The 25,650-nt window shown below is 69.4% G+C and carries 22 protein-coding genes and 3 pseudogenes; 20 read left to right on the forward strand and 5 right to left on the reverse strand.

Going from position 1 to position 25,650, the window contains the following annotated elements; genetic code table 11:
* The first annotated feature begins 27 nt into the window (after positions 1 to 27).
* The 4 genes from OG735_RS31850 to OG735_RS31865 all read left to right on the forward strand — a co-directional run bounded on the left by OG735_RS31850 (position 28) and on the right by OG735_RS31865 (position 5,449).
* Positions 28 to 1,788, forward strand: a complete 1,761-nt coding sequence (locus OG735_RS31850) for a fatty acyl-AMP ligase (RefSeq protein ID WP_327326577.1) — start codon at positions 28 to 30, stop codon at positions 1,786 to 1,788.
* Positions 1,788 to 3,380 (forward strand): acyl-CoA carboxylase subunit beta, encoded by a 1,593-nt coding sequence (locus OG735_RS31855; RefSeq protein ID WP_327326578.1) that lies wholly within the window; start codon positions 1,788 to 1,790, stop codon positions 3,378 to 3,380. Before OG735_RS31850 ends, OG735_RS31855 begins: the two co-directional genes overlap by 1 nt.
* Positions 3,377 to 3,607, forward strand: a complete 231-nt coding sequence (locus OG735_RS31860) for an acyl-CoA carboxylase epsilon subunit (RefSeq protein ID WP_327326579.1) — start codon at positions 3,377 to 3,379, stop codon at positions 3,605 to 3,607. Before OG735_RS31855 ends, OG735_RS31860 begins: the two co-directional genes overlap by 4 nt.
* A gap of 81 nt (positions 3,608 to 3,688) precedes the next feature.
* On the forward strand, positions 3,689 to 5,449 hold the full coding sequence (locus OG735_RS31865; RefSeq protein WP_327326580.1) for an acetyl/propionyl/methylcrotonyl-CoA carboxylase subunit alpha: 1,761 nt from the start codon (positions 3,689 to 3,691) through the stop codon (positions 5,447 to 5,449).
* A 110-nt stretch (positions 5,450 to 5,559) separates the two neighbouring features.
* Here the strand turns inward: OG735_RS31865 and OG735_RS31870 are convergent, their stop codons facing one another.
* Together OG735_RS31870 and OG735_RS31875 are read right to left on the reverse strand one after the other, a co-directional pair.
* Positions 5,560 to 6,309 carry an ABC transporter permease gene (locus tag OG735_RS31870; protein WP_327326582.1) on the reverse strand — a complete coding sequence of 250 codons (750 nt, stop codon included), beginning with the start codon at positions 6,307 to 6,309 and terminating at the stop codon, positions 5,560 to 5,562.
* 2 nt (positions 6,310 to 6,311) lie between these two features.
* The gene (locus OG735_RS31875; RefSeq protein ID WP_327326583.1) at positions 6,312 to 7,214 is read right to left on the reverse strand and encodes an ATP-binding cassette domain-containing protein; all 903 of its coding nucleotides are present in this window, start codon (positions 7,212 to 7,214) and stop codon (positions 6,312 to 6,314) included.
* A 465-nt stretch (positions 7,215 to 7,679) separates the two neighbouring features.
* Here OG735_RS31875 and OG735_RS31880 point away from each other — a divergent pair, with 465 nt between their 5' ends.
* The 3 genes from OG735_RS31880 to OG735_RS31890 all read left to right on the forward strand — a co-directional run bounded on the left by OG735_RS31880 (position 7,680) and on the right by OG735_RS31890 (position 10,714).
* Entirely contained in the window at positions 7,680 to 8,297 is a 618-nt protein-coding gene (locus OG735_RS31880; protein ID WP_327326584.1) for a thioesterase II family protein, read from the forward strand.
* A 189-nt stretch (positions 8,298 to 8,486) separates the two neighbouring features.
* Positions 8,487 to 9,935: a class I adenylate-forming enzyme family protein gene (locus OG735_RS31885; protein ID WP_327326585.1), complete on the forward strand. Its 1,449-nt coding sequence runs from the start codon at positions 8,487 to 8,489 to the stop codon at positions 9,933 to 9,935.
* On the forward strand, positions 9,932 to 10,714 hold the full coding sequence (locus OG735_RS31890) for a carbon-nitrogen hydrolase family protein (protein WP_327326586.1): 783 nt from the start codon (positions 9,932 to 9,934) through the stop codon (positions 10,712 to 10,714). The genes OG735_RS31885 and OG735_RS31890 overlap by 4 nt, the downstream gene beginning before the upstream one ends.
* 98 nt (positions 10,715 to 10,812) lie before the next feature.
* Here OG735_RS31890 and OG735_RS31895 read toward each other — a convergent pair whose 3' ends face one another.
* On the reverse strand, positions 10,813 to 11,307 hold the full coding sequence (locus tag OG735_RS31895; protein WP_327326587.1) for a DUF1453 domain-containing protein: 495 nt from the start codon (positions 11,305 to 11,307) through the stop codon (positions 10,813 to 10,815).
* A gap of 82 nt (positions 11,308 to 11,389) precedes the next feature.
* Here OG735_RS31895 and OG735_RS31900 point away from each other — a divergent pair, with 82 nt between their 5' ends.
* The 12 genes and pseudogenes from OG735_RS31900 (at position 11,390) to mmuM (ending at position 20,678) form a co-directional block, all read left to right on the forward strand.
* Positions 11,390 to 12,031: a TetR/AcrR family transcriptional regulator gene (locus OG735_RS31900; protein WP_327326588.1), complete on the forward strand. Its 642-nt coding sequence runs from the start codon at positions 11,390 to 11,392 to the stop codon at positions 12,029 to 12,031.
* A gap of 78 nt (positions 12,032 to 12,109) precedes the next feature.
* Entirely contained in the window at positions 12,110 to 12,967 is an 858-nt protein-coding gene (locus tag OG735_RS31905) for an SDR family NAD(P)-dependent oxidoreductase (RefSeq protein ID WP_327326589.1), read from the forward strand.
* A 70-nt stretch (positions 12,968 to 13,037) separates the two neighbouring features.
* Positions 13,038 to 13,556 (forward strand): hypothetical protein, encoded by a 519-nt coding sequence (locus tag OG735_RS42080; protein ID WP_442812524.1) that lies wholly within the window; start codon positions 13,038 to 13,040, stop codon positions 13,554 to 13,556.
* The gene (locus tag OG735_RS31910; protein ID WP_327326590.1) at positions 13,468 to 13,668 is read left to right on the forward strand and encodes a DUF6381 family protein; all 201 of its coding nucleotides are present in this window, start codon (positions 13,468 to 13,470) and stop codon (positions 13,666 to 13,668) included. The genes OG735_RS42080 and OG735_RS31910 overlap by 89 nt, the downstream gene beginning before the upstream one ends.
* A 90-nt stretch (positions 13,669 to 13,758) precedes the next feature.
* Positions 13,759 to 14,133, forward strand: coding sequence for a hypothetical protein (locus OG735_RS31915; RefSeq protein WP_327326591.1), 375 nt, complete (start codon positions 13,759 to 13,761; stop codon positions 14,131 to 14,133).
* 198 nt (positions 14,134 to 14,331) lie between these two features.
* Positions 14,332 to 15,741: an NADP-dependent succinic semialdehyde dehydrogenase gene (locus OG735_RS31920; RefSeq protein ID WP_327326592.1), complete on the forward strand. Its 1,410-nt coding sequence runs from the start codon at positions 14,332 to 14,334 to the stop codon at positions 15,739 to 15,741.
* A 160-nt stretch (positions 15,742 to 15,901) separates the two neighbouring features.
* A complete protein-coding gene (locus OG735_RS31925) occupies positions 15,902 to 16,306 on the forward strand; it encodes a cell division protein SepF (protein ID WP_327326594.1) in 405 nt (134 codons plus the stop codon).
* Positions 16,307 to 16,362: 56 nt separating this feature from the next.
* A complete protein-coding gene (locus OG735_RS31930) occupies positions 16,363 to 17,511 on the forward strand; it encodes an AAA family ATPase (RefSeq protein WP_327326595.1) in 1,149 nt (382 codons plus the stop codon).
* Positions 17,508 to 17,840 (forward strand): nucleotide pyrophosphohydrolase, encoded by a 333-nt coding sequence (locus OG735_RS31935; RefSeq protein ID WP_327326596.1) that lies wholly within the window; start codon positions 17,508 to 17,510, stop codon positions 17,838 to 17,840. The genes OG735_RS31930 and OG735_RS31935 overlap by 4 nt, the downstream gene beginning before the upstream one ends.
* Before the next feature lie 199 nt (positions 17,841 to 18,039).
* Positions 18,040 to 18,528: pseudogene (locus OG735_RS31940) on the forward strand (DUF6099 family protein); the annotation flags it as partial.
* 276 nt (positions 18,529 to 18,804) lie between these two features.
* A complete protein-coding gene (locus tag OG735_RS31945) occupies positions 18,805 to 19,728 on the forward strand; it encodes an LLM class F420-dependent oxidoreductase (RefSeq protein WP_327326597.1) in 924 nt (307 codons plus the stop codon).
* Between the two features lie 32 nt (positions 19,729 to 19,760).
* The gene (gene mmuM / locus OG735_RS31950; RefSeq protein ID WP_327326598.1) at positions 19,761 to 20,678 is read left to right on the forward strand and encodes a homocysteine S-methyltransferase; all 918 of its coding nucleotides are present in this window, start codon (positions 19,761 to 19,763) and stop codon (positions 20,676 to 20,678) included.
* 340 nt (positions 20,679 to 21,018) lie between these two features.
* On the opposite strand, the gene OG735_RS31955 is transcribed toward mmuM, so the two are convergent.
* A complete protein-coding gene (locus OG735_RS31955) occupies positions 21,019 to 23,082 on the reverse strand; it encodes a SpoIIE family protein phosphatase (protein ID WP_327328523.1) in 2,064 nt (687 codons plus the stop codon).
* A gap of 493 nt (positions 23,083 to 23,575) precedes the next feature.
* Positions 23,576 to 24,406 (reverse strand): annotated as a pseudogene (locus tag OG735_RS31960) (amino acid transporter); the annotation flags it as partial.
* A gap of 1 nt (position 24,407) precedes the next feature.
* On the opposite strand from OG735_RS31960, the pseudogene lysA reads away from it, so the two are divergent.
* Positions 24,408 to 25,408, forward strand: a pseudogene (gene lysA / locus OG735_RS31965) (diaminopimelate decarboxylase); the annotation flags it as partial.
* Between the last annotated feature and the right edge of the window lie 242 nt (positions 25,409 to 25,650).

A 25,650-nucleotide genomic window follows, 5' to 3' on the forward strand; every position in this document is an offset into this window, starting at 1 on the left:
CTCCTCGCGGAACGAGGTATCACGATCATGACCAGGACCGGACCGGATGTGCGGGCGGGCAATGTCTCGACTCTGCCGGAAGCGCTTCGCCTGCGCTGCGAGAAGCAGCCCGACGAAATCGCATACGTATTCCTGCGCGACGGTGAAGAGCCCGACGGGTCACTCACCTACCGGCAGTTGGAGATCGACGCGGGCTCCCGCGCTGCCGCCCTGGAGCGGGCCGGGCTGAGCGGCGGTAATGCCGTACTGCTCTACCCCTCGGGTCTGGAGTTCGTACGGGCGCTGCTCGGCTGCATGTACGCGCGAGTGGCCGGCGCCCCGGTTCAGGTACCCACCCGGCAGCGTGGGGTGGAGCGGCTGCGCCGGATCGCGGACGACGCGGGCACCCGCACTGTGCTGACCACGGGAGCCGTCAAGCGAGACCTGGAGGAACGGTTCGGCGATCTGCCTGAGCTGGCCGGACTCACGCTCATTGACACCGAGGCGCTGCCGGAGGCGCCGTGGACGGGCGACGGTCCGGGCCCCGACGACATCGCACTGCTCCAGTACACGTCGGGCTCCACCGGCGATCCGAAGGGCGTGATGGTCACCCACGCCAACTTCCTGAGCAATGTCGCCGAGACCGACGAGCTGTGGCCGGCCGGACCCGATGGTGTGGTCGTTTCCTGGCTGCCTCTCTTCCACGACATGGGAATGCTCTTCGGCGTGCTGATGCCGCTGTGCTCCGGGGTCCCCGCCTATCTGATGGCCCCGGAGGCATTCATCCGCCGGCCCGGCCGCTGGCTCGAGGCGATAGCGCGGTTCCGCGGCACGCATGCCGCCGCGCCGAGCTTCGCGTACGAGCTCTGTGTACGGGCCCAGCAGGACGGCAAGGTCGCCACCGACATCGACCTGTCGACCTGGCGGGTGGCGGCCAACGGCGCCGAGCCCGTGCGCTGGCGCGCTGTGCGCTCCTTCGCCGAGGCATTCGCCCCGGCCGGCTTCCACCCCGGCGCCATGTCCCCGGGTTACGGCCTCGCCGAGAACACCCTCAAGGCCACCGGCAGCCGCCTCGGCCAGGAGCCGACCGTGCTGTGGGTGGCCGCAGAAGCGTTGCTGGCCGGCCGGGCCGAACTGCTCGCCCCGGAGGCCGACGGAGCGCAGCCCCTGGTGGGATCGGGCTTCGCGGTCTCCGGCACCCGGGTGCGGATCGTCGACCCCGTGGCGCTGACCGAGTGCGCCGAAGGCTGGGTCGGTGAGATCTGGGTGGACGGGCCATGTGTCGCCGCCGGCTATCTCGGGCGGGAACGCGAGAGCGAGGAGACCTTCCGGGCGGTCATCGCCGGACAGGAGGACGGCCCCGGCGGGAGTACGTATCTGCGCACCGGCGACCTGGGCTTCCTGCTCGACGGCGAGCTGTATGTGACCGGCCGGTTCAAGGACGTCATCATCCGCAACGGCCGCAACTTCTACCCGCAGGACATCGAGCTCTCGGCCGAGAACGCGGCACCGGGCCTGCACCCGAACGCCGCCGCGGCGTTCTCTGTGGACGACGGCGAGACGGAGCGCCTGATCGTCGTCGTCGAAGCCGACGGCAGGGCACTGCGCGGCACCGGCCCGGAAGAGTTGAAGGAACTCGTCCGCAAGGCCGTCCACGAACGGCAGCGACTCGAGACGGACGAGGTCGTGATCGTACGGCGCGGCCTCCTGCCCCGTACCACCAGCGGCAAGGTGCAGCGTCGCGCCTGCCGCAAGCGATACCTGAACAACGAGCTGAAGCCTGCCGCGGCAGCGGAGCGGAGTGCCTGATGGCATCGGAAGAAACCCCCAACAGCCCTTCCCGTAACGGCACCGCCTCGCGCCTCACCGAGCTGCAGCGACGTCGCGACGAACTTGCCGCGCACGCCGGATCCGACGCGGTCAAGCGCCAGCACGAGAAGGGCAAGATGACGGCGCGGGAGCGCATCGACGCCCTTCTCGACCCCGGGACGTTTGTCGAACTGGACGCCTTCGCCCGCCACCGCAGCCACGACTTCGGCATGGAGCGCAACCGTCCGCTGGGGGACGGCGTGGTCACCGGTTACGGCAAGGTGGACGGCCGCAAGGTATGCGTGTTCGCACAGGACTTCACGGTCTTCGGCGGCAGTCTCGGTGAGAAGTACGGCGAGAAGATCGTCAAGGTGATGGATCTGGCCCTCAGTACGGGCTGCCCCATCATCGGCATCAACGACTCCGGCGGCGCCCGCATCCAGGAGGGTGTGGTCTCGCTCGCCTTCTACGCCGAGCTGGTCAAGCGCCATGTCGAGGGCTCGGGCGTCATTCCGCAGATCTCGCTGATGATGGGCCCCTGCGCGGGTGGTGCGGTGTACGCGCCGGCGATCACCGACTTCGTGGTGATGGTGGAGGAGACGTCCCACATGTTCGTCACCGGACCCGAGGTGCTGCGCACCGTCATGGGCCAGACGGTGGACCGCGAGGAGCTGGGCGGGGCGCTCAGCCACAACACCGTGTCCGGCAACGCCCACTACCTGGCGCAGGACGAGAAGGACGCGTTCGAATACGTCCGGCTGCTGCTCAGTCATCTGCCCTCCAACAACATGGAGGACCCGCCGGCCTACGACGTCACCGAGCCCGACAGCCTCACCGAGGCGGACCGGGCCCTGGACACTCTGATCCCCGACAGCCCCAACCAGCCGTACGACATGCGCAGGGTCGTCCGTACCGTCCTCGACTCCGGTGAACTGCTCGAGGTGCAGCCGCTGTTCGCGCAGAACATCGTCTGCGGCCTGGGGCGTGTCAACGGCCAGAGCGTGGGCATCGTCGCCAACCAGCCGATTGTCCAGGCGGGCGCTCTGGACATCGACGCCAGTGAGAAGGCGGCGCGCTTCATCCGCATGTGCGACTCCTTCCATGTGCCGGTGCTCAGCTTTGTCGACGTGCCGGGCTTCCTGCCGGGTCTGGAGCAGGAACAGGGCGGCATCATCCGCAGGGGCGCCAAGCTCATCTACGCCTATGCCGAGGCCACAGTGCCGATGGTCACCGTGGTGACCCGCAAGGCGTACGGCGGCGGGTACGGAGTCATGGGCTCCAAGCACCTGGGCATCGACGTCAACCTGGCCTGGCCGACGGCCGAGATCGCGGTCATGGGAGGCGAGAGCGCGGTGAGCGTGCTGCACCGCCGTGCGGTGGCGGAGGCCGACGACCCGGCCGCGGAGCGGACACGGCTGCGCGAGGAGTACGAGCAGGCGCTCTGCAATCCGTACGCGGCCGCCGAACGCGGCTATGTGGACGCGGTGATCATGCCGCACGAGACCCGGGCGAGCATTGCCGGCGCGCTGGAGACACTGCGCGGCAAGCGCGCCCACCGGCTGCCGCGCAAGCACGGCAACATCCCCCTGTGAGCGGACCGGAAGAGGGGGCCGCCACCCCCCACGAGGCAGACGGCTTGCGCGTGGTGCGCGGCCGTCCGACGGAAGAGGAACTCGCCGCGGCGGTGGTCGCGGTGACGGCGCTGCTGATGGAGCGGGCCGCCGGCCGGGGAACCGCACCGCCGCGCGCGGGCCGCCGCTGGGGCGCGCCCGCGCAGCGTATGACGCACTGGCCCGAGCGAGGCGGGTTCAGTGGCTGACCAGGACTCGGCCGGGCAGGCCGCCCGCAGCCGCGGTGCGATCTCCGACATCAACGACCACATGGGACGAGGGAGTTCATTGTGCGCAAGATCCTGATCGCCAACCGTGGCGAAATCGCTGTCCGCGTTGCCCGGGCCTGCCGGGACGCCGGGATCGCGAGCGTAGCCGTCTACGCCGATCCGGACCGGGACGCTCTGCATGTCCGCGCGGCCGACGAAGCGTTCGCCCTGGGCGGTGACACCCCGGCCGCCAGTTATCTGGACATGGCCAAGGTGCTGCAGGCCGCGAAGGATGCGGAGGCGGATGCCATCCACCCCGGGTACGGCTTCCTCTCGGAGAATGCCGAGTTCGCCCAGGCCGTGCTGGATGCGGGTCTGACCTGGATCGGGCCGCCGCCGCAGGCGATCCGTGATCTGGGTGACAAGGTCGCCGCCCGGCACATTGCCCAGCGTGCCGGTGCGCCGCTGGTCGCCGGTACGCCCGACCCGGTGAGCGGTGCCGACGAGGTCGTCGCGTTCGCCGAGGAGCACGGGCTGCCGATCGCGATCAAGGCCGCGTTCGGCGGTGGCGGGCGTGGTCTGAAGGTCGCCCGCACTCTGGAGGAGGTTCCGGAGCTGTACGACTCGGCGGTGCGCGAGGCCGTTGCCGCGTTCGGCCGTGGCGAGTGCTTCGTCGAGCGGTACCTGGACAAGCCGCGGCATGTGGAGACCCAGTGCCTGGCCGACAGCCACGGCAATGTTGTCGTCGTCTCCACGCGTGACTGCTCGCTGCAGCGCCGCCACCAGAAGCTGGTGGAGGAGGCCCCGGCGCCGTTCCTGACCAAGGAGCAGAACGCGGAGCTGTACGCCGCGTCCAAGGCCATCCTCAAGGAGGCCGGCTACGTCGGCGCCGGCACCGTCGAGTTCCTCGTCGGCACCGACGGCACCATCTCCTTCCTCGAGGTCAACACGCGTCTGCAGGTGGAGCACCCGGTCACCGAAGAGGTCACCGGTATCGACCTGGTCCGCGAGATGTTCCGCATCGCGGACGGCGAGGAGCTCGGCTACGGCGACCCGGCCGTGCGCGGCCACTCCTTCGAGTTCCGCATCAACGGCGAGGACCCGGGCCGCGGCTTCCTGCCCGCCCCGGGCACGGTCACGACGTTCGCGCCGCCGACCGGCCCCGGTGTCCGTCTGGACGCGGGTGTCGAGTCCGGCAGCGTCATCGGCCCGGCCTGGGACTCCCTGCTCGCCAAGCTCATCATCACCGGCGCCACTCGCGAACAGGCCCTGCAGCGCGCCGCGCGCGCCCTGGAGGAGTTCACCGTCGAGGGCATGGCCACCGCCATCCCGTTCCACCGCGCGGTCGTCACCGACCCGGCCTTCACCGCCGACCCGTTCACGGTCCACACCCGCTGGATCGAGACCGAATTCGCGAATGACATCAAGCCCTTCGCCGTCCCCACCGATTCCGGTGCGGAGACCGAGAACGCGGCCCGCCGGACCGTGGTCGTCGAGGTCGGCGGCAAGCGTCTCGAGGTCTCGCTCCCCGAGTCGCTGGGGGCAGCGGTCACCGGCGGTGCGCCCGGTGCTGGCAGAAAGGCCCCGCGGCGGCAGGGTGGTCCCAAGGCGTCGGCGGCCGCCTCCGGCGAGTCGTTGACCTCTCCGATGCAGGGAACCATCGTGAAGCTTGCCGTCGCCGACGGCAGCCATGTCGAGGAGGGCGATCTGATCGTGGTCCTGGAGGCCATGAAGATGGAGCAGCCGCTCACCGCCCACCGTTCCGGGATCGTCAAGGATCTGTCGGCGGAGGTGGGCGCGACGGTCTCGGCGGGAGCGGTCATCTGCGAGATCAAGGACTGACCGCCTGTCGGCGAACGCATACGACGGAGCCTGCCTCCACACCCGATTGGGGTGTGGAGGCAGGCTCATGTCTCTGTTGCGTCTGCCTGGTCGGGCTGTCGCGCGGGCGGTCAGCCCTGTTCGCGGTTCATGGTCCGCATGCCCCAGGCGCCGAAGATGACCACCAGGGAGAGGGCGGCCAGGGCGCCGGTCAGCGTGGTGCGGGAGGCGTACTCCCCGGCGGTGATCGCGCGCAGCGCATCGACCACGTGGGACAGCGGATTGACCCGGGACAGGTTGTACAGCCAGTCCGGCGCCGCACTCATCGGAAGCAGCACCCCCGAGAGCAGCATGAGCGGCACCAGCACCATGCTGAGCAGCGGAGCGAACCGGTTCTCCTGTTTGAGGATGAGCGCCAGCGCGTACGAGGCCGAGCTGATCCCGGCGGCGAGGACGGAGGCCAGCGCCAGCAGCAGCAGGACGGCCGGAATGGGGGCGCGGAATCCGAAGGCCGTGGCCGCGGCGAGCAGCATGACGCCCTGGATGCCCAGTTGGGCCAGGTCGCTGAGGACCCGGCCGGAGAGCAGCGCGGCGCGGCTGACGGGTGCGACGCGCAGCCGCTCCATGACCCCGGAGCGCAGCTCAGGGGTGAGTGAGAACCCTGCGTAGGCGGCACCGAACAGGGTGAGCTGCATCAGCATGCCGGGCACGAACCACTGCCAGGCGTCCACGTTGCCGGGCAGCATGTTCTTCAGCAGTGGGCCGAAGAGCACGAGATAGACCAGCGGGCCGGAGATTCCGACGATGAGCTGGAGCGGGCTGCGAGCCCACGGGCGGGTGGAGCGAATGAAGATGAGTCGCGTCTGCTTCAGGTAATGCACCGTCACTCTCCTTGATCGTTGGTGGAGTCGGCGTCGGTGTCCCGCAGACTGCGGCCCGTGAGGGTGAGGAACACGTCGTCCAGGGTCGGGCGGTGAGTCTGTACGGACATGACAGAGATCCCGCACCGGTCAAGTTCCCGCAGGAGAACGGGTAGGACGGAACCGCCCAGCGGCACCCGGAACCGTACGGTCCAGCCGTCGACGGCGATCTCGCGAGCGCCCGGGAAGCGTGCCGCGGTCGCGGCCGTGCCCGCCGGGTCCGAAGTCTCCAGGACGAGCAGATCGCCGGAGATCTCGCTCTTGAGTCCGTCGGGGGTGCCCTCTGTGATGATCTGCCCGTCGTCGATCACCAGGATGCGCTCACAGAGGGCGTCCACCTCGTCGAGGTAGTGCGTGGTGAGGAAGACCGTGGTGGAGTGCAGGTCGCGCAACGACCTGATGTGCTCCCACAGATTGCTGCGGCTCTGCGGATCCAGCGCGGTGGACGGCTCGTCCAGGAAGACCAGTTGGGGCCGGTGCAGTACGCCCATCACGATGTCGAGACGCCGCCGCTGGCCACCGGAGAGGGTGGACACGGTCCGGGTCTCCATACCTGCGAGGTCGTACTGGCCGAGGAGTTCTTCGACCCGATGGCGGGCCCGGCCACGGGACATGCCGTACAGCTGGGCCTGCGTCATCAACTCCTCCCCGACGCGCTGGTCGCCTCCGGCGCCGTTGCCCTGCCCCACATAGCCGATGCGGCGGCGTACTCCGGCGGGATCGGAGAGCAGATCGCAGCCGGCAACCATCGCCACGCCCGACGTGGGGCGCAGCAGTGTGGAGAGCATCCGCAGGGTGGTGGACTTTCCCGCGCCATTGGGGCCGAGGAATCCGACCAGTTCGCCTTCTGCGACGTCAATGTCCACGCCCCGGACGGCTTCTACGGTGTTTTTTCGGCTGCGGAACGTTTTGGCAAGGTCTCGTACCTTGATCATCGGCGGTGCCTCATCCGGTCTCGCATGATTGCGCTGAGCGCATGGAAAAACGCGCCGTCTCCATCGGAAGGGAATATCCTGATCGGCGCGATGTGGCAGATTCAGTGACACGCAGAATCGCGTACGTGTAGGGGAAAATATATTGCGCGTTCAATTCGACGGACAACCCCTAGTCTCCCCTGCGGACCGCAGTTGGGGGCTAGGGGCGCGAGGTGTGGTGCAGACCAGGTCGGAGCTTTGGTACGCCAACAGTGGCCGAAATGAGCCCTAGGATGCCAGTATCTCCACCCGGACCTCAACCACAGGGTCGAGGTTGCCGGTTTCGCCGCACCGTAATGTCGCACCACTCAATGCGTGCGATATGCAACTTATCGATTCGAAAGGGGAAGGTCATTGGTGTCAAATGAGTGTGCCGATCTCGATTTGATATGCATCCGGCACGCCTCGATCTCCAGCAAATTCAGGCTGGCCGGCTTTCCGCACAGTGTCGAATCGACATCCTCGTTCCTCTGTCTGGCGGAACTCCTGCTGCCCACGGTCGAGATGCTGATGTTCCAGCATTCCTACGCCTACGACAGCAGCGCGCCACCACGGATCGGAGACCTCTCGGACCTGGCCGGCGACGCCTTTGAGACCCTCGCGGAGTGGACGGACCGGCCGCTGGCGCTCTTCGGGCACGGGAGGGGCGCCCATCTGGCGTACCGGGTGGCCCGTCGGCTGGAGCGGGAGACGGGGACCATCCCGGCGACGCTGTTCGTCTCGGGAGCCGCCGGAGCCGAACGGGCCGAAATCTCCGACAGCGGACCTGAGTTGCGCTGCCCGATCGTCGCACTCACCGGCGAGACGGACCGCAGAACTCCGGTGTCGGCGGTACGGAACTGGCGGCACCGCACCAGCGGAACCTTCGACCTCGAGGTGTTCCCGGGAGCGCGGGGCTATCTCGACATCAGCCGCCGGCAGGTCGCCAACCTCGTCCACGACCAGCTCCTCGTTTCCGAGAACAAGGGAGCCTAGGGGGAGGTTAAGGGTTCCCGGGTCGGGGCATACTGCCTAACTTCCTTGGTGGGAACCGTGTTACGCATCAGTAGCAGCGCGGTCCCTCAGCCGTCCCGGACGACGGCCCGTCCTCTCAGAGGTCGCCTTCCCGGATCGCGACCTCTGCGCGCCGGTCACGTCCGAGCCCGAGGAAGGAACCTCCCGACAGTGACCTCGAAGATATTTGCCCACGACTCGGTTCAAACCCTCTCCGCATCGGAGCAGGGAGCCCTGCGCATCGCCGACGCCCTCCGCGATCGCGGCGTCGGCCCGGGCCAGCGCGTTCTGCTCAAGGCAGGCAACTCGGCGGGCTGGGTCGGGACGCTGCTGGGGCTTATGCACCTCGGCGCCTCCATCGTGCTCGTCGACCAGCAGGAGCACGCCGAGGAGACCCGGCGCATCATCCTGCGCACCGGGGCCAAGGTCCTCCTCGTCGACGACGACGCCCCGATCGACGACGACCTGGACGCCATCCACCTCTACGAAATCCTGGTGGCCGCGGCCGGCCGCGAAGTCGCCGAGCAGCGGCTGTCGTTCGACGAGTGGGGCGAGCGGCCCGACGGCCTGATCATGTGGACCTCGGGCTCGACCGGCTCCCCCAAGGGGGTCGTCAAGTCGGGCGCCAAGTTCCTCAAGAACCTGCAGCGCAACGCAGATCAGGTCGGACATGTCGCGGACGATGTGCTCATGCCGCTGCTGCCCTTCTCCCACCAGTACGGGCTGTCCATGGTGCTGATCGCCTGGATGACCGGATCCTCGCTGGTGATCGCGCCGTACAAGCGGCTGGACCGCGCCCTGCGGATGGCGGGCGAGACCGGGGTCACGGTGATCGACGCGACGCCCTCCAGCTACCGCAGCATGCTCAATCTGATCGGCCGCAAGCCCGCGCTGCGCGCCGATGTCGAGCAGGTGCGGATGTTCTGTGTCGGCGCCGCGCCCCTGGACGGGCCGCTCGTCGACCGGTACGTCGCCGAGTTCGGCCGGCCGCTGCTGGACAGCTATGGCAGCACCGAACTGGGCAATATCGCCTTCGCCACCATCGAGAACCCGATCGCCTGCGGACAGGCGATGGACGGTATCCGGCTGCGGGTGGTCGACGAGGACGGCCTGGAGGTGGCACCGGGCGTGGCGGGCGAGATCGAGGTGGACACCCCCGACGGCATGGAGGGCCACCTCGACGAGGACGGCACTCTGCTCCCCGCGGCCACCGGCTGGCAGCGCACAGGGGATCTCGGTCACCTGGACGAGCACGGCAATGTGTTTCCGCTCGGCCGCAAGTTCGCCGTGCACCGGATGGGATACACGCTCTACCCCGAACTGATCGAACGTAAGGTCGCCGCTCTGGACTGCTCCGCCCGGATCATTCCGCTGCCCGACGAGCGGCGTGGGGCGCAGCTGGTGTTCTTCGTCGAGGACGAGGAGGGGCAGGAGGCCGCGTACTGGCGGGACCGGCTGCGTGGGATGCTTGCCACCTATGAGCACCCCGACCGGGTCGTCGTCCTGGACCGGTTCCCGCTCAACCGCAACGGCAAGCCGGACAAGCGGCAGTTGGAGCGGCTCGCGCGGGAATCGCAGGCGGCCGGGCCCGATGGTTCCCCCGGAGGAAACACCCAGTGAGGATCGCTTGTCTGCAGGCGGCGTGCGGCGCGACCGGTGTGCAGCAGTTTCTTGAGCGACTGCGGACAGCGGCGCGCCGCGCGGCCGATGAAGGGGCCGAACTGCTCGTCACCCCCGAGGTCTCGATCGGCGGCTATCCCCTTCAGGCAGGCAATCTGGCGGAGGCCTCGGGTCCCGTCGACGGACCGCAGTGCGCGGAAGTCTCCGCCGTTGCACGCGAGTTCGGTATCGCCATCGTCCATGGCTGGCCCGAGACGGACGGCCCTGACGTGTACAACTCCGCGCGCCTCGTCGCGCCCAGGGGTGAGACTCTCGCGGTCTACCGCAAGGCGCATCTGTACGGGCGGGCCGAGCGCACTCTGTTCACCCCCGGTGCGGAAGCAGTGGTGCAGGCGTCCTTCGGCGGTATGACGCTGGGCATGCTGATCTGTTACGACGTGGAGTTCCCGGAGGCCGTGAGGGCGCACGCCCTGGCCGGCACCGATCTGCTCCTGGTGCCCACTGGGCTGATGCGGCCCTGGGAGGTCGTGGCGCGCACCCTGGTGCCGGCGCGTGCTTTCGAGAGCCAGCTCTACATCGCGTACGCGAACTGGACCGGAGACCACGGTGGCCTCAGTTTCTGTGGCCACACCACGGTCGCGGCGCCGAACGGCACGACGTACGCCATCACCGAGGACCGTGAGGACCTGCTCGTGGTCGACATCGACCCGATGGTCCTCAAGCGCGCCCGTGCCTCCACGACGTATCTGCGCGACCGACGCCCGGAGCTCTACGCGTAACGCACGCAATCCCAGGTCGCCTTACCCCGCTATGACGATGGGCCCGGAGACAGTCACTGTCTCCGGGCCCATCGTCATGCTGCCGAGCTGTGCGGCCGTCAGATGCGCGGCCTCTCGAAGCGCGGCTTCTCGGGCGCGAAGGGGACTCCCGTGGACAGTCCCCGGGCGCCGACGACCAGCGCCTCGCCCAGGAATCCGACGCCGATGGAGAGGTTGATGGGCCGTGCCTCCGCCTGCATGCCCGTGTGCACCGCGAGGAAGCCGAAGGCGGCCATCACCGCAAGGGACCCGATGATGACGAGGAACGTCTTACCGGTGTAGCGCTGATAGAGGATTCCATCCTTGGGGTAGACCTGGATGGTGGCGCCACGCACCGCGCCGAGCCCGATACCGAGCACCGAACCGACGATGACCCAGCCGAGGTCCGTACCGGTCAGCCCCTTCACTTCGGTCAGAGCCCAGATCCCGAGGCCGGTGAGCACCAGCGGTGGTGCGAACAGATCCCGGGCGTTGAGCGGTTCGCCCATCAGTCGCTTGATCACCACCGCGACCGCCCCGACGGCGATGATCGTTACGAGCAACCATGTGTCCACCACTGCACCCCTTTGTTCCCGGCCTGTCCGTGCCCCCGCAGGGCGTGAAGTTAATTTAGCGCGCCCGTGCTATAACAGCAACATGCCAAGAGTCGTCGTAGCCGAAACCCGGCGCCAAGATGTCGCGCAGGCCGTTCTCCGCATCGTGGGCAGGGAAGGTCTGGAAAGCGCCTCACTGCGTAACGTCGCCCAGGAGGCCGGGCTGGCCATCGGTTCTGTGAGGCACTACTTCGCCAGCCAGACCGAGCTGATGATTTTTACGATGGAGGAGCTGCGGCGGCGCATCGACGGCCGGATCCGCAGCCATGCCGAGCAGCTGCTCGACCCGGGCGCGAGCATCGACCGCCGTACCCGCACCGAGGAACTGTTCGCCGAATTCCTTCCCCTCGACGAGACCCGTCGCGAAGAGGCGGTGCTCTGGCTGGCGTTCATCACCGCTGCGCGCACCCGCCCGGAATTCCGGCCCTGCGCACGCCGGATGTATGAGGAGGCGCGCCAGCTGATCGCGCGCGTGCTGCACGAGGCCCAGCGGTCCGGTGGTGTCCCCGGTGACCTCGACATCGCACTGGAGACCCAGCGGCTTGCCGCGCTCCTGGACGGTCTGACCCTCGGCGGAGTGCTCCATCCCGATCAGGTGGCCCCCGATGCCGCGCGCGCGATTCTCCACCGCCATCTGCGTACCCTCGTGGATCCTGACCAGGGTCGTGCGACAGGTCATCCATAGCCGGTGACGCCCGGGGGCGAGAAGCGGGCGCGCATACGATCACGGAGACCGTACGGACCACTTGGAAGGCCAACAGGCATGGCGGACAAGCGCGTTGTCATCATCACCGGCGGAGGAACGGGTATCGGTGCCGCCACCGCCCGGCTGCTGCGCGCGAGTGGGCACCACGTGGTCGTCTCGGGGCGGCGACCCGATCCGCTGCATCGCCTCGCGGAGGAGACCGGAGCTCTGGCCCACCCGGCCGACATCGGTGACCCCGACGCCGTGCAAGGTCTCGTGGACACCGCAGTGGCCGCGTACGGCCGGCTCGACGGGCTCGTGCTCAACGCGGGCATCGGGCGTGGCGGCGGTGTGGGTGAGCTGTCGGTCGAGGACTGGGAGGCCGTGATGCGTACCAACCTCACCGGTCCGTTCCTTCTGCAGCGCGCCGCGCTCCCGCACTTGCTGGAGGCACGGGGCTCGGTCGTCGCCGTCGCTTCGGTGTCCGCGCTGCGCAACGGCGTGGGCAACGCCGCGTACGCGACGTCCAAGGCCGCTCTGCTCCAGCTCTGCCGATCCCTGGCCGTCGACTACGGGCCGCGCGGCGTACGGGCCAACACCGTGTGCCCGAGCTGGGTGCGCACCGATATGGCCGACCGGCAGATGGCACGTTTCGCCGACGAGGCGGGCCTGGTCGGTGGCGACGCGGGGGAGCGCGGCACCGATGCGGGCGAGCGCGGCATCGATGCGGCGTACGAGATGGCGACCCGGCTCATTCCCGCGCGCCGCCCCGGCGAGCCGCGCGAGGTCGCCGAGGCCATCGCGTGGCTCCTCTCTCCCGCCGCTTCCTTCGTCAACGGAGCGGTGCTCACGGTGGACGGCGGTGTGACGGCCGTCGACCCCGGCACCGTCGCGTTCGACTTCCACGTCGAACCGCGCACGTCGCGCCCGGAATAGTGAGCCCGGAATAGTGCGCCCGGAACAGTGCCCCGCCGCATCGGACTGAGCGTGCGGACCTGCCGTACCCATGCCGCCAAGTTGCGGGCGACACCCCGGTGTCCGGCTTTCTCCGTTTCCACCGCGAGAACGACAACCGGGCCGACGCACTGAGGGAGCACGCTACGAGGTGCTGCAACTCACCCCCGACGAGCGCGAGTTCGTACGCCGGCTCGGCAAGCGCATGATGGGCCACGACATTTTCTACGTGGGCGTCGACCTCGCCTTCCCGTATGTGATCGAGATCAACATGGAGAACCCTGGCGGACTGAACAATCACCGGCGCGTCACGGGCGAGGACCGGTCGTCCGAGGCCGTCAACACGGTGCCGGCCGCCCTGCGCACCGCCGGAAAGCGGTCACAAGCTGGGGCGGTAGCGGACAGTCACCGTTCGACGTGCGGGGGTGACGAGGTCCTGGTTCGCTGGTTGAGCCCGCTCTCCCTACTGTCAAGGAGTGACAATGAGCGTTGCAGGCGAATCCCGAGGTCGAGCGCAGCAGATGCGCGACAAGGCGCAGCAGCTGTCCGAAGCTGCGGAGCGCGCGACTGACCCGCAGGAGCGTCAGAAGCTGCAGGAGAAGGCGCGCCGACTGAAGGAGCAGAGCCAGCAAGAGGGCTCGATGGGCTCGATGGGTGGGCAGGAGCAGTCCCCGCCTGCGTGAAGCACCTGGCCATCACAGGCCCATGGCCTCCAGTCCGCCGTGCGGACTGGAGGCCATCGGCAGGCAAGGTACGGAAAGGCAGGAATGACCGTGAGTAGCGATCAGCAGGAAACGACCCCGGTCGTCGTCACGCTCAGCGATTGCTCGAAGGAGGACGCCGACACCGTCTTCCGCGTGCTGGCGCAGTCCTTCGCCTCGGACCGTGCCGATGACGATGCACCGCAGTACACGTCCCACCCGCACACAACCGTGTGGACCTCGACGTTCGAGGTGGGCCCCACGCACGCCCCTGCCGTACCTGTGCAGTTGGCAGCACCGTGTGTAGTGGGTGTGCAAGGCACCTACTGGGGGGTGGACCGGCTGGGCGAGACGCTGGCAGCCGCGTTCGTCGTGCAGGTGGAGGGAATGGCCGCCGGCGATCAGGAGAAAGACGTCCAGTTGCGGCTCGAGAGCGGAGTCCGCTAGTCCGGTCCAGGAGACACCAGGCCGACCCGGAATTCGCCAGCGCGGGGAGTCCGCCAGTCCGCCAGTACGGAGCCCGGCGTCCGGCAGTGCGGCCGGCCCGGATGTCCGGCCGGCACCCGGCCGACACCCGCGCTCTGCGTTGCCAGACCGTGCGTACCGCGCGAGTGTCGAAAGACCGAGCTCGAGGAGGACAGCTCCATGCCCATCGCCACGGTGAATCCCGCCACCGGAGAGACGCTCAGGACGTTCGACGCGCTCGGAGCCGAGGAGATCGAACGGCGCCTGGCGCTCGCCGTGACCGCCTTCGGGCAGCACCGCACCACGGAGTTCAGCCGGCGGACGGAGTTGCTCAACCGCGCCGCGGACCTTCTGGAACAGGACCAGCAGGACATCGCCCGCACCATGACCACCGAGATGGGCAAGACGATCGTGGCCGCCCGCGCGGAGGCGGCGAAGTGCGCGAAGGCGATGCGCTGGTACGCCGCGCACGCCGAGGAACTCCTCGCCGACGAGCATCCTTCGGCCGCCGACCTGAAGGACTCCGGTGCTTCCCGCGCCAGCGTCCGCTACCGTCCGCTCGGCGTTGTCCTGGCCGTGATGCCGTGGAACTTCCCGCTCTGGCAGGTCGTACGGTTCGCGGCCCCCGCGCTCATGGCCGGCAACGTCGGTCTGCTCAAGCACGCTTCGAACGTGCCGCAGACCGCTCTGTACCTGGAGGACCTCTTCCGCCGGGCCGGCTTCCCGGAGGGGTGTTTCCAGACGCTGCTCGTGGGATCCGGCGCGGTCGAGAACATCCTGCGCGATCCCAGGGTGGCTGCCGCCACACTCACCGGCAGCGAGCCGGCCGGGCGCTCCGTCGCCGCCATCGCCGGCGACGAGGTGAAGAAGACCGTACTGGAGCTCGGCGGCAGCGACCCCTTCGTCGTGATGCCGTCGGCCGATGTCGAACGGGCGGCCCGGACTGCGGTGACGGCCCGGGTGCAGAACAACGGCCAGTCCTGCATCGCGGCCAAGCGCTTCATCGTCCACGCCGACGTGTACGAAGACTTCTGTGAGCGTTTCACCGCGGGAATACGGGAGTTGACCGTCGGCGACCCGATGCAGGAGTCCACCGATGTCGGCCCGCTCGCCAGCGAACAGGGCCGTACGGATCTCGAAGCGCTGGTCGACGACGCCCTGAGCCTCGGCGCGACGGCACGGTGCGGAGCCAAGCGTCCCGAGAAGCTGGACCGGGGCTGGTACTACGAGCCCACCGTCCTCACCGACATCTCCGTCGGCATGCGGATCCATCACGAAGAGGCCTTCGGTCCGGTCGCCACGGTCTACCGCGCGGCCGGCCTCGACGAGGCGCTGGCCATCGCCAACGACACGCCCTTCGGACTGAGTTCCAATGTGTGGACCCGCGACGAAGGGGAAGTGGAGCGGTTCACAAGCGACATGGCCGCCGGCGGCGTCTTCTTCAACGGAATGACGGCCTCCCACCCCGCACTGCCCTTCGGTGGCGTCAAGCGCTCCGGCTTCGGCAGGGAGCTGTCGAGGCACGGTATCCAGGAGTTCTGCAATGTCACCACGGTGTGGCACGGCGCCGAGCCGGACGACAACAGCTGATCGGACAACGCGGCTGACCCCGGCAGACCTCTCGCCCCGGACATGGGGCCGAGGTCGCGGCCGGAGGGGGCGCCGGGGCCGTTCGCGACGATTCGAACAAGCCGATTCGCGGCCCACTCACCCGTGTCGCTGTTGGGCCGAACGGGTGAGGGGGGCGAGGATGGGGCGCATGAGTAGGTACGAGAGGTACGACGTCACCGACGAACAGTGGGAGGGGCTGGCGCAGGTCGTCCCGTTGCGCAGTCGTAACGAGTGGCCTTCGCGGGTCGACCACAACACGATCCCGCAGGATTACGCGGCCGCCGAGCAGCGTCGTTTTGTCGTGCTGCGGGTGCAGGTCTTCGCCGACGCGCGCGAGGTCGCCGAGTACCTCGTCGCCCAGATCCCGGTACTGCTGGACCTCACCGGCGCCGAAACCGAAGTGGCCAAGCGCATCCTGGACTTCAGCAGTGGTGTGGTCTTCGGTCTTGGCAGCGGGATGCACCGGGTCGACCGGAATGTCTTCCTGCTCGCCCCGGTCGGCACGGAGGTCGAGGGGATCGCGGCCGCCGTCCCCCGTTCGTAGGAAGGTCATCGAGGCGGAACGGTTCGGCGCATTTCGTGCTGCGTACCGTCCCGCTCATGGACGTAACCACGCTGCTCAACGGCGCGAACTGCACCCGCCCCACCGTCACCGAACTGCGGCTCTCCGCCTTCAAATCGCACCGGGGCGTGGTCCTGCCCCTCGGTCCGCTGACCCTCTTCGCGGGCGCGAGCGGCAGCGGTAAGTCGAGCGTCCTGCAGATGTACGAGGCGCTGGCGCGGCTCGGCGCGGGCGACGAGCTCGAAACAGCCTTCCCGGAACCCGCGGCCTGTGTGCCGGAGTGGGCGGAGGCCGACGGGCAGGGCCGACGGGGATTTCGGATCGGCTGCACGGTCGACGGCCCGGCCGGTCCCGTACAGCTCGATCTCGCAGTACAGGCGGAACCCGAACTGCGCGTGGTGGGCGAGCGGCTGACCAGCGGCGGGCGCACCCTGCTGACCACCGCGCTGCGCGATCCCGGACGGTCCTCGGTGCAAGCTGCCTGGCACACGGCGGGCGCCGCGACCGTGACGCGGGCCCCGCTGCCGGACGACCGGCTCGGCACGGCGCTGCTGCCGCTGCGCGTGGCCGGCAAGACGCAAGGCCAGTTACAAGTCCTCGCTGCTGCCGAGCAGGTCGTCGTGGCACTGCGGTCGGTCTTCGCCTGTGACCCGCAGCCGCAGCGGATGCGCGAGCCGGTGGCGGCGGGGGAGGGGAGGCTGCGGCGCGGCTGCGACAACCTGGCGGAGGTGCTGCACCGCACGCGGAGCCAGTGCGCCAAACGGCATGCCCGGCTGGCCGCGGCGGCGCGGGTGGGATGCGCGGGGGACGTCGCGGATCTGGCCGTCGAAGAGCTCGGCGACGGGACGGTACGGGCGCTGCTCGGCCGGAGCGGTGCACGGGGAGCGACGCCCGTGGGGCGGCTCGGCGAGGGCGAGTTGAGATATCTGGCGCTGGCGCTGGTACTGCTCACCGGGCCGGGGGTGCTGGCCATGGACCAGGCGGCCGAGGTGCCGGCGGCGTACCAGTCGCTCACCGTTCTGGCGGACGGCTTCGACCGCTGCCTGGACCCGCGGCAGTCGCGCGAACTGCTGTCGCTGGGCGCGGAGATGTGCGCGCGCGGGCACATTCGACTGGTGGGGGCGGTCGCCGATGCGTCGTATGCGCGCGGGGTGGACGGTGTGACGGTGGTAGACCTGGTGCCGTGACGAGAGAAGACGGACTGGATGTGGCGGGGTTGCAGCGCAGGCTGGCCGAGTTCGCGGCGGCGCGGGACTGGCAGCCGTACCACACCCCGAAGAACCTGGCGGTGGCGCTGAGCGTCGAGGCGTCCGAACTGGTGGAGATCTTCCAGTGGTTGACGCCCGAGCAGTCGGCGCGAGTGATGGAGAAGGAGGGGGCGGCGCATCGGGTGCGGGACGAGGTCGCGGATGTGCTCGCGTATCTGCTGCAGTTCTGCGAGGTGCTCGGGATCGACGCGCTGGCGGCGCTCTCCGACAAGATCGACCGGAATGAGGTTCGCTTCCCGGCGAAGTGATTTTCGACGCGAAGTGATTTTCGACCGGTTCGCGGCCCCTCCACACAGGCCTTCGTCACTCTATGGAGTTGTTGAGTTATCCACAACGGCCTTGGTGTCCACAGATTTCCGAATTCCCCTGGCTTTCAGACTCAAGGAGCTTCACTCTGGGTAATGAACTGAGTGGGCAGAAAGTCGTACGAACGGGGGTGGCGTACATATGGATGCGGAACGGCTGATCGGGCTCAGTCGGCACGCCTTGGCGCAGAGCCGGGCGGTGCCGGACATTGTCGCCGAGGCCTGGCAGGCGCAAGCCCTCGCCCAGGCGATCGGCAGCCGGCTGGCGCTGTACGGGCCACAGGAGCTGAGAAGCGAGGCGCGCGGGCTCAGCGAGATCGGTGGTCGAGGGTGTGGGGTGCTCGACCATCCGATGGTGCGCAGCGGCGGGGTCCGTGCCGCGCAGCTGTCCGAGGTGGTGGACGCGCGGCGGACATTGATCGGGCTGGGAGTGCTGTTGGGCGATGTGGGGATCGCTCTGGTCGGGGTCGCGTGCGCCACCGACGAGGAGGGGCTGTACTGGCAGTGCATCGAGGCGATAGACGCCGCTGACGAGTCGAGCGACCGGGTGCGGGGAATGCTGCGCAGGCTCGCGGTACGGGATTCGGAGAGACCGCCCGACACCATCCGGGGCAGAGCCGGGCCGGTGGCTGCGCGGGACACGATGTCGGACTCGCCTCCCGCGCCGCCTCGCTTGCTCCCCCCGCGCTCCTCTCCTTCTTCCCCTTCCACGCCTTCTTCGCCTTCCTTGTCCGACTCGGTGGAGGAAGCGGACGAGATGGATGCGGTGGACTCGGCGGCGGGGCCGTCGTGACCTCGGGTACGGCTTCCTGCGGGCCGCCGGGTTGAGGTTTTCACCCGGGCGAGCCGGTGGGGGCATGGCAGGGACGGTGGGGTTGACGGCCGTACGAAGGTGCAGGATGGATGCATGGATCTTCGAATCTTCACCGAGCCCCAGCAAGGGGCGAGCTACGACACCCTGCTGACCGTTGCCAAGGCCACCGAGGACCTCGGGTTCGACGCCTTCTTCCGCTCCGACCACTACCTGCGCATGGGCTCCGCCGACGGACTGCCCGGGCCGACCGACGCCTGGATCACCCTGGCCGGGCTGGCACGCGAGACCAAGCGGATCCGCCTCGGCACGCTGATGACCGCCGGGACGTTCCGGCTGCCGGGCGTGCTGGCCATCCAGGTCGCGCAGGTCGACCAGATGTCGGGCGGCCGGGTGGAACTGGGCCTGGGCGCAGGCTGGTTCGAGGAGGAGCACAAGGCGTACGGCATTCCGTTCCCGAAGGAGAAGTTCGGGCGGCTGGAGGAGCAGTTGGCCATCATCACGGGACTGTGGGCCACAGAGGTCGGCAAGACCTTCTCGTACGAGGGCACGCACTATCAGCTGGCCGACTCGCCCGCGCTGCCCAAGCCCGCCCAGGGGAAGGTGCCGGTGCTGATCGGCGGGCACGGCGCGAGCCGCACCCCACGGCTGGCCGCGCAGTACGCCGACGAGTTCAACCTTCCGTTTGCCTCCATCGAGGACAGCGAGCGGCAGTTCGGCCGGGTCCGCGCCGCAGCCGAGGCGGCGGGACGCGGGGCGGACGACCTGGTGTACTCCAACGCCTTGGTCGTCTGCGTGGGCAAGGACGACGCGGAGGTGGCACGCCGAGCGGCGGTCATCGGACGTGAGGCGGACGAGCTGAAGGCGAACGGGCTGGCCGGCTCGCCCGCCGAAGTTGTCGACAAGATCGGGCGGTACGGCGCGATCGGTTCGTCCCGGATCTATCTCCAGGTGCTGGACCTCGATGACCTGGACCATCTTGAGCTGATCTCGTCGCAGGTCCAGTCCCAGCTGGGCTGAGCCGCTGCCGACCCGAGCACCCGGGAGTTCTCGTGAAACCCGGCCGTACACTCGCCGCCGCGCTCGCCGAAGGGGTCGTCGTCCTCGACGGCGGGCTGTCCAACCTGCTGGAGGCACAGGGCTGCGATCTGGCCGACGGCCTCTGGTCGGCACGGCTGCTGGCCGACGATCCACGGCAGATCGAAGCGGCCCACACGGCGTATGTACGAGCGGGCGCCCAGGTCCTCATCACCTCCAGCTACCAGGCCACCTTCGAGGGCTTCGCGCGCAGAGGCGTGGCGCGGGAGCAGGCCGCGGAGCTGCTCGCCCGCAGCGTGGATCTGGCGCGGAGTGCGGGTGACGCGGCTCGGCGGGAGGTATGGGTCGCGGCCTCGGTGGGGCCGTACGGCGCGATGCTCGCGGACGGCAGCGAGTACCGGGGCCGGTACGGGCTGTCCGTGCCGGAGCTGGAGCGCTTCCACCGGCCGAGGATCGAAGCCCTGGCGGCGGCGGGCCCCGATGTGCTCGCCCTGGAGACGGTGCCGGACGCGGACGAGGCGGAGGCGCTGCTGCGGGCGGTCGAGGGGTGCGGGGTGCCGGTCTGGCTCTCGTACAGCATCGCCGGTGAGCGGACCCGGGCAGGCCAGGAGCTGATTGCGGCCTTCGCTCTCGCCGCGGGACGGGAGCAGGTGATCGCCGTCGGGGTGAACTGCTGCGAGCCGGGTGACGCGGACCGTGCGGTGGAGCTCGCGGCGGCGGTGACGGGCAAGCCGGTGGTCGTCTACCCGAACAGCGGAGAGCGGTGGGACGCTGCCCGGGGGGCGTGGCGCGGCGGAGTCACCTACGACCCGCTGAGAGTGCGGGACTGGCTGGCGTCCGGGGCCCGGCTGGTCGGCGGCTGCTGCCGGGTGGGACCGGGACAGATCGAGGAGCTCGCGGCACTCGCGACCTCTGCGGAAGGCGAGCTGTAGGGCCGGTCCGCCGTGGACGGACTGCGGAGCCGGTCCGCCGCGGGGTTATCCGGCCCGGGCAACCGCCCGCACCGGGGCTCATTTTCCGCGGTGGTGCCCAGCCGTAGGGGTGAGGGGTTCGTGCACGTGTGTGAGTCGCAGCGGTGACAAAGGACGGGGACTTCGGAGCCGGACCAGCCGATGGTCGCCGTCGACCCGGGCCTGCTGGAGCGGGCGGTCGCCAACATTGTCGAGAACGCGATCGTGCTGGCCGACACCAGCACGGGTTCGTTCTCGGGGTCGCCCGCGGGTTCGCCGAAGCGATCGGCGGCGAGCACCGGCAGGGGGCGGTGGTGCCTGGTCATTCGAGGGTCTGTTGGAGGCTGATGAGAAGCAGGGCGATGTCGTCGACGGGGGCGGGGGCGTGCCGGATCAGGGTGTCGGCCATGGCATCGAGGTTGCCGGCGTCTGCGTGTTCGAGGAGTCCGGCGAGCGCGGCGATGGCGTCGTCGGGGTCGACTCCGGGTTCTTCGATGAGTCCGTCGGTGTAGAGGAGGAGCACGCAGCCGGGCGGCAGGGGGAGCTCCAGGGCCGGGTAGTCGGCTGCTGGGTCGATGCCGAGCAGAAGGCCGGGAGGGACGCGCAGGACTTCGGTGTGGCCGTCGGCGTGGCGCACCAGGGGCCGGGGGTGGCCTGCGCTGGCCAGACAGAGGGCGTGGCGGGCCAGGTCGAGGTGGGCGTAGAGGCAGCTGGTGAACAGGCCCGGGTCGAGATCGATGAGCAGACGGTTGGTCCGGCTGAGGACGTCGCCGGGGGGCACGCCGATGGTGGCGTGGGCGTGGACAGCGGTGCGGACCTGTCCCATGAGGGCGGCGGCGTCGATGTTGTGGCCCTGGACGTCGCCGATGGCCGCGGCGGCGGTGGTGTCATTGAGGCGGATGAGGTCGTAGAAGTCGCCTCCGACTTCCAGGCCGTGTCCGGCGGGCAGGTAGCGGGCGGCCACGTTCAGGCCTGGGATGTGGGGGAGGGTGTGGGGCAGCAGGGCGGCCTGGAGGCGGTGGGCGACGTTGTGCTGTGTGTCGTAAAGGCGGGCGCGGTCCATGGCCTGACCGATCAGTCCGGCCAGTGAGGTGAGGACCGCGCGTTCGGTGGGCGGGAAACGTTGGGGCCGGTCGTAGGCGAGGACGAGGGAGCCGATCGTGCGGCCGGAAGCGATCAGCGGCAGAAAGGCCCAGGACGCCATGCCGTCCTCATCCACGGCCGGAGGGTAGGCGCGCTTGAGGTCGTCGAAACTGGCGACGAAGCTCGGGACGCCGCTGGCCAGCACGCGGGCAGCGGGGATGTCCGACGTCAAAGGGATGGCGTCGAAGTGGTCCATGAGTGCGTCGTCGTAGCCGCGGTAGCCGAGGATCTTCAGACGGCCCTCCTCCGCGGCCATCAATGCCATGGCCTGCGCCCCGAGTGCGGGCAGGAGCTGGTCGGCCGTCTGGTCCACGACGTCCTTCACACCGACGGCCTCGGTGAGCGTGGCGGCCAGGTGCATCAAGTGGTAGAGCACAGTGGCGCGGCTCGGTCCGGCGGCCGCCGCGGGCCGGGTGGCAGGACCGTCCTCGACGGGGCTGCTGGGGGCGATGTGGACGCTGATGCCGGAAGCGTCCGGATACAGCTCGAACGACAGCCACGTATCCGGCGGGCGCAGCGCCGTGAACGCGGTGGGCAGCTGGCCGACCAGCGCAGCCCGGTAACGGTACTCGACTTCGGGGACGTCCATCCACGGCAGCGCCTCCCAGGGCCGGGCGCCCAGCAGATCGCCGGCGTCGGCTCCGACGAGGTCGGCGGCCCCTGTGGTGATGAAGGTGATCCGGCCGCTCAGGTCCAGCGCACAGGACCCGCCGGGCAGGCGGTCGATGAACGCAGCCATCTCCTCGGCCGGTCCCAGTGCGCGGCCGCGCACTGGGACCAGGATCCGCGGCCGGTCCTGCGGCACCAGGTCGCCGTGATCGGCAACCTCCCGCAGGATGCGGCCCAGACGGTGGCAGCCTGCGTCAATGGCGTCACGCTCGCCGGGGCTCAGCTGCGGCGCATGCGCCCCCGGCCACAGCAGCACCAGCCCGCCCCACACCGTGCTGCCGGAAGCCAGTGGGGCAGCAGCCAACGCGAAGTCATAAGGCAGCACGAGCGACAATCGCGGGTAACGGCGAGCCATCTCCTCCATGCCGCCGACCCAGACCAGGCGCCGCTCCCGCACGGCGTCCGCCACCGGAATCGGATTGGCCAGCCCCACCCGCGTCCACGGAGCCGCGATCTCACGCGGAGTCCCCGTCACCGCCGCCAGCCACAGAGCGTTCCCGCCCGGCGGCAGCACATACAGCATGCCCCTGGACGCGACGCTCTCCCGCACCACGTCCATCAACGCGGCGTCCATCAGCTGCCTGCCGGGACCCGCATCGGCACGGAAGCCGGCCCGGTTCTGGCTCATTCAGCCTCCTCGGGCATCGGCATCGGCATCGGTCGGCGCAGAGCCCCGCATCCGACCGAAACGCGCCCTGGCCGCCACACCAACGAGGCCCAGGCCCGCCCCGATCTCCGCCCGGCTCGCACTGGCCTGCCGGTCGGCCGGCACCGCCGAGCGCACCAGCTGCCCCGCCCCCTGCGGAACCCCGGCAACCACAGCACAATGACGCCCCCCAGCCGGCCCCGGCGGGCGGCGGCCACGTCCCGCCGACTCCGGCAGGGCTGCGCCGCGCCAGCCACACCCACCATCACCCATATACGGACAATACGTCCGTCCAATCGCGACGACACGCGGAGGTCGGCGCTCAAGGGGAAGCGGGAGCCGTCCGCCCTCCTTCCGGGCCCCTACCGCTCACGCGGGCCTCGCGGCGACGCGTGCTCCGATTGCCGTAGCGCGGCGCAGCTCAGCCGACGTGGACGCGAGGTCGCCTCGACCGGTTGGGTTCGGCCTCGCGCAGGACTTCGCGGGTGACGGGGGCGACTTCGCCCTGGCCGAAGAGGAAGAAGCGGAGGAAGTTGGTGAAGGGGTTGCCCTCGGTCCATTCGAAGTAGACGTGCGGCTGCTGTCCGGTTCTATCGCGTACGTGGAGGAGCAGCGCGGCGAGGGCGTTGGGGATGGAGGAACTCTCCAGGGTCAGGACGCGGTAGCGGCCGTGCAGCACTTCACCGCGTATGTTCAGACCGGCCTCGAACTCCGAGGGGTCGAGCACGGTCACCTCGACGAAGACGAAGTCCTCCTGGGATGGGACGTCGTTGTCCTTCCGGATCTGATCGATCTTCTCGCGGTACTCGGCGAGATCGCGGTTGTCGGGTTCGTTGGCGATGAACCGGATCCTGCGGTTGGCGATGTCGCGTACGAACCGCTCCGCCATGTCGTCCAGCGTCACGCTGGTGACACGCAGCTCGAAGGCGCGGGCGAGCCGCGACAGGAGCGAGACGAGGATGATCCCGGCGATGAAGCAGGCGCCGATCTTGACACCGTCGGGCCGTTCGATGACGTTGAGGACGGTGGTGTAGAGGAAGACCGCCGATATGACGGCGAAGGCGATCGTCCAGTTGCGCTGTCGGGCGCGGTGGGCGGCGATGGTCACCGCGATCGCCGCGGAGCAGATGAGCACCAGTACGCCGGTGGCGTAGGCACCGCCCTGGGCGTCGACGTCGGCGTCGAAGATCCAGGTGACCAGGAACGCCACCAGGATGAAGACGATCACCATGGGGCGCACGGCGCGCGCCCACTTCCCGCCGGAGAAGATCGTGATGCACGGCAACGCCAAGAGCCCCGAGGACCTGCTCACCGCCGTCCGGCCCGGCGTCGGACGCATCGTCGTGGACAGCGCATCGGAGATCGCCCGGCTGTCCGCGATCACACCCGCGGGCACCCGCCAGCAGGTCATGATTCGGGTGGTGCCGGGCATCGCCGCCGGCGGGCACGCCAAGGTACGCACCGGCACGGACGACCAGAAATTCGGCCTCTCCATCACGGACGGCTCCGCCCAGCATGCCGTGGCCCGGGTCCTCGGCCAGCCGCCTCTGGAGCTCGTCGGGCTGCACTGCCACATCGGCTCGCAGGTCGCCACGGTCAAGCCGTACGTGGCCGCGGTGCGGCGCATGATCGGTCTGATGGTCCGGATACGGGACCAGCACGGCATCGCCCTCCCACAGCTGGACATCGGCGGCGGGCACGCCATCGCCTACCGGCCCGGCGAGCAGAGCCACGATGTGGGCATCCTGGCCGGCCGGATCCGCGCCGAACTCGAGGACGGCTGCGCCAAGGCCAAGCTGCCCGTGCCCCGGCTCACCCTGGAGCAGGGCCGGGCGGTGATCGGCCCCGCCGGGGTCGCCATCTACCGGGTCCTCGCGGTCAAGCGCACCGGGGAGCACACCTTCGTCGCCGTCGACGGCGGCATGAGCGACAACCCAGGCCGGCGCTGTACGGGGTGCGGTACGCGCCCCGGCTCATCGGCCGCCCCTCGTCGGTCCCGCCCCGCCTTGTCACTGTGGTCGGCCGGCACTGCGAGGCGGGCGACGTACTGGCGGACGGTGTGCCACTGTCCGGTGACGTACGCCCGGGCGACCTGCTCGCGGTACCCGCGGCCGGTGCGTACCACCTGTCCATGGCCTCCGGTTACAACCTTGTCGGCCGCCCGCCCGTCGTCGCCGTCTCGGACGGCCAGGCACGAATGCTCATACGCCGTGAATCGCTGGACGACATGAGCCGCCGGGACATCGGCCTGTAGCGCCGAACCCCTCCCCGAACCTGGACCGGGCTCCCCCTCGCCGGAGGGCAAACCAGGGGTGGTGTCCGGAACCGGCCTCCGATCGGTGCCGAGCGAAGCCTCCAGGATTGCTGTCCTGGGGGCCTTCGTATGCCTGGCTCCGAGCGGACCGGATCGAATCCGGGTCCGAAACTCAGTGGTTGCCTCTGACTGCCTCCGATAGCCTCTGAAACCCGTCCTAGCAGGTCACAGCCGTTTCAGCC

This window comes from Streptomyces sp. NBC_01210, from assembly GCF_036010325.1.
Taxonomy (GTDB): Bacteria; Actinomycetota; Actinomycetes; order Streptomycetales; family Streptomycetaceae; genus Streptomyces.